Annotated in this window: 11 protein-coding genes; 7 read left to right on the forward strand and 4 right to left on the reverse strand. The window is 62.1% G+C overall.

Annotated elements, in window-relative coordinates; genetic code table 11:
• The first annotated feature begins 45 nt into the window (after window positions 1-45).
• From AC0NIL_RS07885 to AC0NIL_RS07895, 3 genes are read left to right on the forward strand one after another with little or no spacing between them, the layout of a single operon-like run.
• A complete protein-coding gene (locus AC0NIL_RS07885; protein WP_024503735.1) occupies window positions 46-657 on the forward strand; it encodes a shikimate kinase in 612 nt (203 codons plus the stop codon).
• Window positions 654-1790, forward strand: coding sequence for a 3-dehydroquinate synthase (aroB, locus tag AC0NIL_RS07890; RefSeq protein WP_275954259.1), 1137 nt, complete (start codon window positions 654-656; stop codon window positions 1788-1790). Before AC0NIL_RS07885 ends, aroB begins: the two co-directional genes overlap by 4 nt.
• The gene (locus tag AC0NIL_RS07895) at window positions 1787-2680 is read left to right on the forward strand and encodes an HlyC/CorC family transporter (RefSeq protein WP_064993085.1); all 894 of its coding nucleotides are present in this window, start codon (window positions 1787-1789) and stop codon (window positions 2678-2680) included. Before aroB ends, AC0NIL_RS07895 begins: the two co-directional genes overlap by 4 nt.
• A gap of 24 nt (window positions 2681-2704) precedes the next feature.
• Here the strand turns inward: AC0NIL_RS07895 and AC0NIL_RS07900 are convergent, their stop codons facing one another.
• From AC0NIL_RS07900 to AC0NIL_RS07910, 3 genes are read right to left on the reverse strand one after another with little or no spacing between them, the layout of a single operon-like run.
• Window positions 2705-4246, reverse strand: a complete 1542-nt coding sequence (locus AC0NIL_RS07900; protein ID WP_275954258.1) for a SpoVR family protein — start codon at window positions 4244-4246, stop codon at window positions 2705-2707.
• Between the two features lie 8 nt (window positions 4247-4254).
• The gene (locus tag AC0NIL_RS07905; protein WP_024503738.1) at window positions 4255-5565 is read right to left on the reverse strand and encodes a YeaH/YhbH family protein; all 1311 of its coding nucleotides are present in this window, start codon (window positions 5563-5565) and stop codon (window positions 4255-4257) included.
• Window positions 5566-5582: 17 nt separating this feature from the next.
• The gene (locus AC0NIL_RS07910; RefSeq protein ID WP_013529362.1) at window positions 5583-7532 is read right to left on the reverse strand and encodes a PrkA family serine protein kinase; all 1950 of its coding nucleotides are present in this window, start codon (window positions 7530-7532) and stop codon (window positions 5583-5585) included.
• A gap of 242 nt (window positions 7533-7774) precedes the next feature.
• On the opposite strand from AC0NIL_RS07910, the gene AC0NIL_RS07915 reads away from it, so the two are divergent.
• The gene (locus tag AC0NIL_RS07915) at window positions 7775-8581 is read left to right on the forward strand and encodes an alpha/beta hydrolase (protein WP_013529363.1); all 807 of its coding nucleotides are present in this window, start codon (window positions 7775-7777) and stop codon (window positions 8579-8581) included.
• Window positions 8582-8679: 98 nt separating this feature from the next.
• Entirely contained in the window at window positions 8680-10233 is a 1554-nt protein-coding gene (locus tag AC0NIL_RS07920) for an acetolactate synthase large subunit (RefSeq protein ID WP_473540812.1), read from the forward strand.
• A 15-nt stretch (window positions 10234-10248) separates the two neighbouring features.
• Here AC0NIL_RS07920 and AC0NIL_RS07925 read toward each other — a convergent pair whose 3' ends face one another.
• Window positions 10249-10551 (reverse strand): BolA family protein, encoded by a 303-nt coding sequence (locus AC0NIL_RS07925; RefSeq protein ID WP_013529365.1) that lies wholly within the window; start codon window positions 10549-10551, stop codon window positions 10249-10251.
• Window positions 10552-10732: 181 nt separating this feature from the next.
• Between AC0NIL_RS07925 and AC0NIL_RS07930 the strand changes: the two genes are divergently transcribed.
• Together AC0NIL_RS07930 and cobS are read left to right on the forward strand one after the other, a co-directional pair.
• The gene (locus AC0NIL_RS07930) at window positions 10733-11362 is read left to right on the forward strand and encodes a J domain-containing protein (RefSeq protein WP_013529366.1); all 630 of its coding nucleotides are present in this window, start codon (window positions 10733-10735) and stop codon (window positions 11360-11362) included.
• 123 nt (window positions 11363-11485) lie between these two features.
• A complete protein-coding gene (gene cobS, locus AC0NIL_RS07935) occupies window positions 11486-12472 on the forward strand; it encodes a cobaltochelatase subunit CobS (protein ID WP_013529367.1) in 987 nt (328 codons plus the stop codon).
• Window positions 12473-12593 lie beyond the last annotated feature (121 nt).

Genomic DNA, 12593 nt, shown 5'->3' on the forward strand with positions numbered 1-12593 from the left:
CTTTTCATGTCGATACGCCGGCAAAGAGGGCCTTCGAAACATCCGATGAACGCGCTGCCAGCAAATCCTCCAGACGAGAACCACGCCGCGTTGCTCGGCAGGCTGGGCAGCCGTTCCGTCGTCTTCGTCGGATTGATGGGCGCCGGCAAGACGGCGATCGGCCGCAAGGTGGCGACGATGCTGGCGCTGCCCTTCATAGACAGCGACCAGGAGATCGAAAGCGTCTCGCGCATGACCGTTCCGGAACTGTTCGAGCGCTACGGCGAGACCGAATTCAGGGCGCTGGAGCAGCGCGTCATCCTGCGCGTGCTGGAAAACGGGCCGCAGGTGCTGTCGACCGGCGGCGGCGCCTTCATGAATGCGCAGACGCGCGAGGCGATTGCAGCGCAGGGCGTCTCGGTGTGGCTGAAGGCCGAACTCGACCTTCTGATGGATCGCGTCGCCAAGAAACAGAACCGGCCGCTCCTGAAAAGCGCCGACCCGCGCGCCGTGCTGGAGCGGCTGATGGGCGAGCGCTATCCGGTCTACGCGACATCGGACGTCACAGTGCCGACCCGCGACGACCGCAAGGAAGTCATCGCGACCGAGGTGGTGGACGCGCTGTGCCGGCATTTCGGCATTGATCAGGCGGCTGCGACGGGCGAGGTGGAACAGTGAGCATCGAGGCACCCGTTGTCGTCGAAGTCGGCCTTGGCGACCGGACCTACGACATTCTGATCGGCCCGGGATTGTTGGCCCGCGCGGGTGCGGAGATTGCGCGCCGGCTGCCGGGCACACGCGCCGCGGTCGTCACCGACGCCAATGTCGCTGCAGCGCATCTCGGTGCGCTGAAGGCCAGCCTCGAAACGGGTGGCATCCAGCCCGCCATCATCACACTGCCGGCCGGCGAGAAGACCAAGAGTTTTGCCCATCTCGAAGAGGTGGTCGACGGTGTGCTGGCTGCGAAACTGGAGCGCGGCGACATCGTCATCGCCTTCGGCGGCGGCGTTATTGGCGACCTTGCCGGCTTTGCCGCCGGCATCGTGCGGCGCGGCATGAATTTCGTGCAGATTCCGACCTCGCTGCTGGCGCAGGTCGATTCCTCGGTCGGCGGCAAGACCGGCATCAACAGCCCACGCGGCAAGAACCTTGTCGGCGTCTTCCATCAGCCGAAACTGGTGTTGGCCGACACAGGGGTGCTCGACACGCTGCCGATCCGGGAATTCCGCGCCGGCTATGCCGAGCTCGCCAAATACGGGCTCATCGACCGGCCGGAATTTTTCGCCTGGCTGGAAAAGAATTGGGTTCAGGTTTTTGCCGGCGGGCCGGAGAGGGCGCAGGCGATTGCCGAAGCCTGCCGCGCCAAGGCCGACGTGGTTGCGCGTGACGAGTTCGAGACCGGCGACCGCGCGCTGCTCAATCTCGGCCACACATTCGGCCACGCGCTGGAAGCCGCCACCCAATATGACGGAAGCCGCCTCGTCCATGGCGAAGGGGTCGCCATCGGCATGGCGCTGGCCTACCGGTTCTCGTCGCGGCTCAATCTGGCCAGCCCCGACGATGCCGCGCGCGTCGAGGCGCATCTGCGCGCCGTCGGCCTGCCCTGGCGAATAGCCGACATCCCGGGCGATCTGCCTGACGCCGAGGCGCTGCTTGCCTTTATCACCCAGGACAAGAAGGTGTCGCGCGGCGCGCTGACCTTCATCCTGACGCGCGGCATCGGCCAGGCTTTCATTGCCAAGGATGTTCCGGCATCGGAAGTGCTGTCGTTTCTGAGGGAGAACCACCCAAAGGAAAGCGACCGGAGATGAACGAGCCCGGCTGGATCGTCGTCGCCGTCCTTGCCATCCTCATCGTGCTGCTCGTTACCGTGCGCACGCGCCTGCTTGCCATGTTCGGGTACGAGCTTTCGCGCATCGAGCCGCAGCGCTCCAGCCAGGACGAATTGCGCGGCGCGGTCGACGATTTCCGCCGCGATGGCCAGGTGGTGCGCGAGGATCGCGACCGCGTCGGCGGCCTGTTCGATCTCGCCGAACTCGAAGTCTCCGACATCATGGTCCACCGCACCAACATGCGCTCGGTCAATGCCGACAATGCGCCGGAAGCGGTGGTGCGCGAGATTTTGCAAAGCCCGCACACCCGCATGCCGCTGTGGAAAGGTTCGCTCGACAACATCGTCGGCGTGCTGCATGCAAAGGATCTGCTGCGCGCCTTGAACGAAGTCGGCAACGATTTCTCCAGGATCGACGTGATGAAGATCGCTTCGAAACCCTGGTTCGTGCCCGACACCACGACCTTGCAGGAACAGCTCAACGCCTTCCTTCGCCGCAAGGCGCATTTCGCCGTCGTCGTCGACGAATATGGCGAGGTCGAAGGGCTGGTGACGCTGGAGGACATTATCGAGGAGATCGTCGGCGAGATCGCCGACGAGCACGATGTCGACATACAGGGCGTCAAGCAGGAGGCCGACGGCTCCGTGGTCGTCGACGGTACGGTGCCGATCCGTGACCTCAACCGGGCTCTCGACTGGAACCTGCCGGATGAGGAGGCAACCACCATTGCCGGCCTCGTCATCCACGAGACGCAATCGATCCCCGAGGAGAAGCAGGCTTTTACGTTCCACGGCAAGCGCTTCATCGTCATGAAACGCGACAAGAACCGGATCGCAAGGCTGAGGATCAGGCCAGCCGGCGACGCCTGATGTGCGCCGGGAGACCGGGTGCCGTCATCCCGCGATCTGGCTCGTCGAGCGTTCGTGGATCGTCGCGCCGGTCTCGGCATCCATGGCCGCCAGGCTGACTTCATAACCCCAAAGCCTGCGGATGTGACGAAGCGTGGCGTCGCGGCTGGCATCCTCGAGAAGGATGCCGTCATTGACCTTGTGCTGCAGCCGCAAATGGCGGTCGCCGAGCAGATCGACATCCACCACCTGAATGTCCGGCCGGTTCGCGCCGAGATCATAACTGTTGGCGAGCGCGGCGCGTATCTTGGCGTAGCCGCGCTCATCGTGGATGGACGCGACCAGGCAATGCGGCTGGTCGGCAGCGTCGCCGAGCACAAAAAACCGCCATTTCCGGATCAAGGCCGGGCTGAGGTACTGGCGGATGAAGGATTCGTCGCGATGCTCGGCCCAGGCGTCCAGCAGGACCTCGCGCCAGTTGCCCTGGCCGGCCATGTCGGGGAACCAATCGCGGTCCTCGGCCGTGGGTTCGGTCGAGATGCGCTGAATGTCCTGCATCATGTCGAGGCCGAGAGCATAGGGGTTGATGCCTGAAAAACGCGGATCGTCGAAGGCCGGCTGGAAGACCACGTTGGAATGATTGCGCAGGATTTCGAGCATGGCGCCTTCGCTGATCTGGCCGCGGTCGAACAGCATGTTCATCAGCGTATAGTGCACGAAAGTGGCACAACCTTCGTTCATCACCTGTGTCTGCCGTTGCGGGTAAAAATATTGCGCGATGACACGAACGATCCTGATGATCTCGCGCTGCCAGGGCTCCAGGACTGGGCTGTTCTTTTCCAGGAAATAGAGCAGGTTTTCCTCGGGCAGATTGAGCGATTTCTTCCACTCTGGGTCCTGGCCCTTGTCGTTGGCCGCTTGCTGCGAGGCCGGCAGCGTACGCCACAAGTCGTTGTAGGAGCGTTCCTCGTATTCGAGACGCTCGCGAATTCCTTCGCGTTGCCGTTCCGACGACAACCTCGGCGGCCGGTGATAGCGGAACACGCCCTGATCCATCAGCGCGTGGGCGGAATCGAGAACAGCCTCGACGGCGGCGAGGCCGTGCCGCTCCTCGCAGCGGACTATGTAGCCCTTGGCGAAGTCCAGGTAGCTGAGGATCGCACCCGCATCCGTCCACTGTTTGAACAGCTGATTGTTCTTGAAGAAATGATTGTGCCCGAGCGCTGCGTGGGCCGTCACCAGGGCCTGCAGGGCCATGGTGTTTTCCTCCATTAGATAGACGATGCAGGGATTGGAATTGATGACCAGTTCATAGGCAAGCCCCCGCCCGCCCTTGCGATAGAGCAGATCCTGGTGGAGGAAATGTTTGCCGAAAGACCAGTGACGGTACATCAATGGCATGCCGATGGACGAATAGGCGTCGAGCATCTGCTGCGACGAGATGATCTCCATCTGAACGGGATAGGTGTCCAGATGAAGCTCTTCGACCGCAAGTGCCTCGATAGCGTCATAGGTCCGCGACAATGTTTTGAAATCCCAGTCGGACCCTGAAAAAAGCAGGCTGGATTTGCTCGCTTGTCTGGCCATCGGGAACCTCATGCCCTCTTGAGGGCGGCCGGCTGCCTGCCAAAGAGCTGGCGAAAAACCGGATAGATATCGGCGGGTGTGGCGATGCGGCTCATCTGGAAGTTCGGCCATTTCTGGTCGATGGAGTTGTAGGCACGCCACAGCGATGTCCCGTTTTCTGTCGAGCCGAAAATATGGGCTTCACGCTCGTCGATGATCTCGACATAGGCAAAATACTGGCACAGCCGCATGAGCTCGCCATTGAGCAGCGAAATGCATCGCTCCGAATCGCCGGCGAAATTGTCGCCGTCCGAGGCCTGGGCGGCATAGATGTTCCAGTCATGGGCCGGGTAGCGGCTGGTGATAATACGGTGCATTTCCTCCAGCGCGGTGGAAACGACGGTGCCGCCGCTTTGGGTGTTGTAGAAAAATGTTTCCTCGTCGACCTCCTGAGCCAGGTGCGTGTGGCGGATGAAGACAATCTCGATGCGGTCGTAGCGCCGTTTCAAGAACAGGTGCAGCAAGACGAAGAAGCGCTTGGCCAGATCCTTCTCGCGCTCGCCCATGGACCCGGACACGTCCATAAGACAGAACATGACGGCATTGGCGTTCGGCACCGGCCGGGAATCGAAGCGGTTGAAGCGGATGTCGACCGGATCGACATAGGCAATCCGGCGGCGGCGGCGTTCCAGCCGGTCGAGTTCTTCGCGCAATGCCGCAATACGCTGGCGCGCGTCGGCGCTGGATGGCGTCGACTCGAGCGAGGCGATTTCCTCGAGGATCGCATCCAGTTCGACCTGCTTGGGGCGCCTCAGCGCAATGCGGCGGCCGTGGCTGTTGCGCATCGTGCGGCCAACATTGATGTTGGTCGGCGAACCTGTGGCGGCGAAGCCGGCTCTGCGCGGCTTGAAGGCAAGGATCTCCTTGAGGTTGAGCTTGACCATGTCCGGGAGCTCGAGATCCTCGAAGAAAAGATCGAGCACTTCCTCGCGCGACAGCACGAAACGAAAGTCGTCTTCAGATGCCTTGTTTCCCGGCGACGATGCCCCCCCGCCGCCCCCGCCGGGCTTGGGGATCAGGTCTCCAGCGGAGAAATGCCTGTTGCCCGGCAAGATGTGCTGGCGCCTGCCGCTGTCGCGGGCGTTGTTGAAGCTCGGCTCGCTTGTGCCTCTTTCGGGCATGCGCACGGCATGCTCGGAATCCGCGTCGGCGATCCTGCCGGTGCGGATCTGATCGCGTATGCTGCGTTTCAATTCCTCGCGCGCGCGTCGCAGGAAGCGCTGGCGATTGCCGAGGCTTTTGTCTTTCGGGTTCAGGCGGCGGTCGATGAAGATCGGCATGGAACCATCCGGGTTCTCTAACCCGCCCTGTTCACCCGCATGTACCAGTCCACAAGGCGACGCACCTGCCGCTCGGTGTAGCCGCGCTCGACCATCCGCTGCACGAATTCATTGTGCCGCTTTTCCGTGACACTGTCCTGCTTGGAGCCGAAACTGATCACCGGCAGGAGGTCCTCGACCTGGCCGAACATGCGTTTTTCGATGACTTCCCGCAGCTTTTCGTAACTTGTCCACGCCGGGTTGCGGCCATGGTTTCTTGCACGGGCGCGCAGGGTGAATTTCACCACCTCATTGCGGAAGTCCTTGGGATTGGCGATGCCGGCCGGTTTTTCGACCTGTGAAAGCTCGTTGTCCAAAACCTCGCGGTTGAGGATCTGGCCTGTGTCGGGATCCTTGTAGTCCTGGTCTTCGATCCAAGCGTCGGCATAGGCGATGTAGCGGTCGAAAAGGTTCTGGCCGTACTCGCTGTAGGATTCCAGATAGGCTTTCTGGATCTCATGGCCGATGAATTCGGCATACCGCGCGGCCAGCTCGGACTTGATGAACTCCAGATAGGCGGCTTCCGTCTCCTTCGGAAACTGTTCGCGCTTGATTGCCTCCTCCAGGATGTACATGAGATGCACGGGGTCGGCGGCCACCTCTTCGGTGTCGTAGTTGAAGGTCTGCGACAGGATCTTGAAGGCAAAGCGCGTGCTGACGCCTGCCATGCCCTCATCTACGCCGGCGGCGTCCCGATATTCCTGAACCGACTTTGCCTTGGGGTCGACTTCCTTGAGGTTCTCGCCATCATAGGCGCGCATCTTGGTGTAGAGCGGCGAATTGTCGTGCTCGGCCAAGCGGGTCGAGACGGTAAACCGGCTGAGGATGTCCAGCACCTCTGGAGCGCAGGGACTGGCGGCCAATTCGCTCTCCCGCAGCAGTTTCTCGTAGATCTGCCGCTCTTCGGTTATCCGCAGGCAATACGGCACCTTGACGACGAGGATGCGATCGAGAAAAGCCTCATTGTTCTTGTTGTTCTTGAACTGCAGCCATTCCGACTCGTTGGAATGGGCCACGATGATCCCCTGGTAGGGAAAGGCGCCGAAATTTTCGGTGCCGTTGTAGCTGCCTTCCTGGGTGGCCGTCAGCAGCGGATGCAGGACCTTGATAGGCGCCTTGAACATTTCGACGAATTCAAGCAGGCCCTGGGTGGTCCGGTTCAGTCCGCCGCTATAGGAATAGGCGTCCGGATCGGACTGGCTGAAGTTTTCCAATTGCCGGATGTCCACCTTGCCGACCAGGGCCGAGACGTCCTGATTGTTCTCGTCGCCGGGCTCGGTCTTGGCGATGCCGATCTGGCGCAGTCGCGACGGCATCAGCTTGACGACGCTGAACTTGGAAATGTCGCCGGAAAGTTCGTCGAGGCGCTTGGCCGCCCAGGGCGAAATGAGCCCGTTCAAGCGGCGCCGGGCAATGCCGTATTTATCCTCCAGCAGGTCGCCCATGCGATCGGGATGGAAAAGGCCAAGCGGCGATTCGAAAACCGGGCTGACCTGGTTGCCGACCTTCAGCGTGTAGATCGGGCGCTGTTCCATCAACTTCTTCAGCCGCTCGGCAAGGGAGGATTTGCCGCCGCCCACCGGGCCGAGCAAATAGAGGATTTGCTTGCGCTCCTCGAGCCCCTGGGACGCATAGCGAAAATAGCCGGCGATGCGCTCGATTGTATCCTCCATGCCGTAGAAATCGGCGAAGGAGGGGTACACTTTCAGGGTCCGGTTGGAGAAAATGCGGCCGAGCCGCTCATCCTTGCTGGTGTCGACCAGGTTCGGCTCGCCGATCGCCTCGACCATCCGTTCAGGCGCCGAGGCATACATCGACTTGTCCTCGCGGCAGGCAAGGAGATATTGCTGGATGCTGATCTCTTCCTGCGCCGCGTTGGTGTAAATTTCCGAAAAGAGATCGAAGACGTCAGACTGGTTCTCTCGCATGATGCTTTTGCCCTCGGAGCCGCTGTGGCTTCCATTCGGCTCGTCTCGCATTCAACTGCCGGGGGGCACCGTTTGTTCCCTTCATGTGAAGAGGTGGCCGCGATCTTAAGGATTGAGGCTACTCCGCGAGACCAAAGCGCTCGTTGCGGAGCCGTATTCAGCGCGGGTAGCGGGTGTGTTGCGAACCCCTGACTGGACGGCTGGGGCGGCCGCGTGCAGTCTTGCCTTGCCAGGAGACAATGATGATCGATCGACGAAGCCTGATCATGGCCTCCATGGCGGCGATGCTGCCGTTGGAAGCGTCGGCCGCGTGGAAAACACGCCGGCCCACGCCAGAAACCTTCGACTACGGGCCGGCCAAGCTCGACATCTACGCGCCCGATGGTGCAATCGGCCTGCCGGTCGTGTTTTTCGTTCATGGCGGCACCTGGCAGTTTGGCAAACGCAGTCAGGTGGACGCCAAACCGGCCTTCCTGCTCGCCAACGGCTTCTGCTTCGTCTCCATCGATTACCGCATGCTGCCGCAGGCCAATGTCGCCACCCAGGCTGGTGACGTCGAAAAGGCCTATGCTTACATCAGGGCCAACATCGCCCGGCATGGCGGCGATCCCAACCGCATCGTCGGCATGGGCCATTCGGCCGGCTGCCATCTGGTTGCGCTGACCGGCATGCGCGGCGGATTGCCGGGCATAGCCGCGCTCATCCTCGACGACACCAGGGCCTATGATCTTGCAGCACTTGCCAAGAATGGCGGTATGGTCCGGGCCTATGCCCGCGTCTTTTCCGATCCCGCGCAATGGGCGGCACTTTCGCCGGCCAGCTATGTCGACGGCCGCAAGCACCCGCCGACTTTCATCGCCTATTCGCGGGCATCGGGCCGGAGCGAGGACTCCAAGGCCTTTGCCGAGCGCCTGCGCTCGACGGGCACCAAGGTTACGCTGTTCGACGGCAGCGCCTATACGCATATGTCGATCAATCGCGATTTCGGCGAGGACGGCGACGCGTTGACCGCGGCCGCGCTGGCATTCCTGAAATCGACGGTTGGCTGATCTTTACGGCACTGGATTAGATCAAAAGTAGCGGCAGGACATTGCTGCGGGTGCTCGCGGGTGCAACTGCTCTGCGATCTTGAGCGGGAGGGAATTGCATGAACGGCGCCGATGTCCTGTGTGACGTGCTTCTGGCCAATGATGTGACGGTCTGCTTCGCCAATCCCGGCACCTCCGAAATGCACTTCGTTGCAGCGCTTGACCGCAAGCCGAAAATGCGTTGCGTGCTCGGGCTGTTCGAAGGCGTGGTGACGGGTGCCGCCGATGGCTATGCGCGGATGACCGATCGGCCGGCCGCGACGCTGCTGCATACCGGTCCCGGCCTGGCCAATGGGCTGGCCAACATGCACAATGCCCGGCGTGCCTTCAGCCCGATGATCAACATCGTCGGCGACCACGCCTCTTACCATCTGCCGCTCGATGCCCCACTCACCAGCGATATCGAGAGCCTTGCGGCGCCGATGTCCAACTGGGTCGGCCGCGTCAAGGGTCCGGCCGATGTCGTGCCGGCAGCTGAAGCGGCCTTTCGCGCCTCGCTGACACCACCCGGCGTCGCGACCCTGATCCTGCCGGCGGATGCCGCCTGGGGCGAAGTCGACGCCGTTTTGCCCGGCAAGGTGACGTTGGCGCCGACGCCGGCCGTCGATATGGACGCGGTACGCAAGATCGCCGCGGCGATCCGTGCCGCTCCGGGGCGGGCCGGCATGATCGTTCGCGGAAAGGCCGCGCGCGCCGATGCGCTTGCCATCGCCGGGCAGATCTCGGCGGGCAGCGACGTCCGGCTGTTCGGCGAGGTTCTGATCGCACGGATGCAACGCGGGCGCGGGCGTGCCGCGCCGACCCGCATCCCCTATCCGGTCGATGCGGCGATGGCTGTGCTGAGCGACGTCGATGTTCTGATCCTGGTCGGCGCAAAGGAGCCGGTTGCCTTCTTCGCCTATCCGGGAAAACCGGGACGGCTTGTCCGGGAAGGCTGCGAGGTGCTGACATTGGCCGCCCATGGCGACGATCTGCATGCGGCGCTGGAGGCGCTTCGCGACGAACTTGGCATCAAGCCGTCGCAACACAAGGTGCTGGCGGCCGCTTTTCCCGACGAGGCAACGCCGAACGGCAAGCTGACGGAAGATGCCGTCGCACTTTCGGTGGCGCGCAAACTGCCGGCCGATGCGATCGTCTGCGATGAAGCGGTCACCTCGGCCAGGCGTTTCTTCGCGCTGTCGGCCTTTGCCGCGCCGCACGACTACATGATGGGCACGGGCGGATCGATCGGTGGCGGCATCCCGATGGCGACCGGGGCGGCAATTGCCTGTCCCGACCGCAAGGTGGTCAATCTCGAAGCCGACGGCAGCGGCATGTACACGGTGCAGGGACTGTGGACGCAGGCGCGGGAAAAGCTCGACGTGGTGACGATCGTGTTTTCCAACCGAACCTATGCGATCCTGCATGGCGAGATGAAGAATGTCGGCGTCAGCGCCATCGGCGAGAACGCCAGGCGCATGCTCGACCTCGACCATCCCTCGCTCGACTGGGTATCGCTGGCCAAAGGCATGGGCGTGGAGGCGGCTCGCGCCGATACGTGCGAGCGCTTCGACACGTTGCTGGACAGTGCGCTGTCACGGCGCGGGCCGTTCCTCATCGAAGCGGTGCTCTGAGCGCGGGGAAGCGACCTACCAGCGGGTCTTTTCGCCGGGAGCCGCGGGTTCGATCGCCAGCGCGTGCACACCGGCCTTCAGTTCGTCGGCAAGCAGTTCGTTGACGGCGCGGTGACGGTCGATGCGGCTCATGCCGGCAAAGGCGGAAGCGACGACGCGGACGCGAAAATGCGTCTCGCCGGTGCCGTCGTAAGTGCCGTGATGGTCGGAGCCGTGATGGTGGTGGCCGGCATGGAGATGGCTCTCGTTGATGATAACCAGCCTGTCCGGCGAAAATGCCTTGTTGAGCTTGTCTTCCATGGTCGCCTGTATGGACATCGCCATCTCCCTTCACCACATATCGTTGGCGTCTCGGCCTGGAAACCGAAAATCGGTTTCGCGAGGGGCCGCCGCCGCGCAACAAAATCCGCCATTCGCCTGCTTTATGCCGCGATTCAGCGGTTAGGGCGATGATCGCGAAAATGTCAATTCTTGTTTCGCATCTGCGAACGCCCCATAAATGGGTAAGATGAAGCCGTACCCCAAATATTTCGAGAAGATTCGCGTCCGCCCCGACAAGGACGCGGAGCTGAAGTCGCACTCGCCGATCTGCCAGTGGGACGGCTGCAAGGAAGCGGGCACCCATCGTGCGCCGGTCGGGCGCATGAAGGAGGGTGAGTATTTCCACTTCTGCTTCGATCATGTGCGCGAGTACAACAAGGGCTTCAACTACTTTTCCGGCGTACCGGACACCGAGGTCGCGCGCTTCCAGAAGGAAGCCATGACCGGGCACCGGCCGACCTGGAAGATGGGCGCCAACGGGGCCTCGACCCGGTCGTCGCCCGATATGGCCCAGATGCGTTCCGGCCGCGCCGGCTACTATAACCGCATGCGCGACCCGTTCGACCTGTTCAAGGGACCCAAGGATCCGCGCGAGGCGCGCGAGCGCAAGGCCAAGCCGCTTGAGGCCAAGGCGCTGGAAACGCTTGGTCTTGATACAAAGGCGACTGGCAAGGAGATCAAGGCGCGCTATAAGGAACTGGTGAAACTACACCATCCGGATGCGAATGGTGGCGACAGAGGTTCGGAAGACCGGTTCCGCGATGTGCTGCAAGCCTATCGCGTGCTCAAACAGGCGGGCCTGTGCTGAGCGACCATACGGTTCGTGTCGTTTTCCAACTTTCATAAGGTTGGAAAAGGCTTTAAGACCGCCCCCGGACAAAATCGATTGCCGGCGAAATCAGACGTTTCGCCCGTGGAGACGTTGAGAGATATGAACAAGGTCGATCGCGACATCGCCAACCTGCCCGACACGACGGTGTCGGTGAAGGAGAAATTCGGCTTCGAATCCAAGATGGTGGTGCCGGCCTATTCGGTGACATCGGAGCATGTGCCCGACATCGACCCGGACTATCTGTTCGACAAGAACACGACGATGGCGATCCTTGCGGGCTTTGCCTACAACCGCCGCGTCATGGTGTCGGGCTATCACGGTACCGGCAAGTCGACCCATATCGAACAGGTCGCCGCCCGCCTCAACTGGCCCTGCGTGCGCGTCAACCTCGACAGCCATGTCAGCCGTATCGATCTCGTCGGCAAGGACGCGATCGTGGTCAAGGACGGGTTGCAGATCACCGAATTCCGCGACGGCATCCTGCCCTGGGCCTACCAGCACAATGTCGCGCTGTGCTTCGACGAGTATGATGCCGGCCGTCCGGATGTGATGTTCGTCATCCAGCGCGTGCTGGAATCGTCAGGCCGGCTGACGCTGCTCGACCAGAGCCGGGTTATCCGCCCGCATCCGGCCTTCCGGTTGTTCTCGACCGCCAACACGGTCGGCCTGGGCGACACCACCGGCCTCTATCACGGCACCCAGCAGATCAACCAGGCCCAGATGGACCGCTGGTCGATCGTCACCACGCTGAATTATTTGCCGCACGACAATGAAGTCGCCATCGTGCTGGCCAAGGCCAAGCACTATCGCGACGGCAAGGGCAAGGACATCGTCAACAAGATGGTGCGCGTCGCTGACATGACGCGCTCGGCCTTCATCAACGGCGATCTGTCGACCGTGATGAGCCCGCGCACGGTGATCACCTGGGCAGAGAATGCCGAGATATTCGGCAATATCGGCATGGCGTTCCGGCTGACCTTCCTCAACAAGTGCGACGAACTGGAGCGCTCGGTGGTGGCCGAGTTCTACCAGCGCGCCTTCGGCGAGGATTTGCCCGAGAGCGCCGCCAACGTGGTGCTGGGCTAAGACCGCTCCATGGGAACGACCCACCGGACGTTCCTATGGAGTCTTGTATTCCTCTGCTTTGGTCTCAGTCAGGCAGCCATGGCCCAGAACCAACCACTCAAACCTGGGCAGACTTGGACGT

The organism is Mesorhizobium sp. WSM1343, from assembly GCF_055901535.1.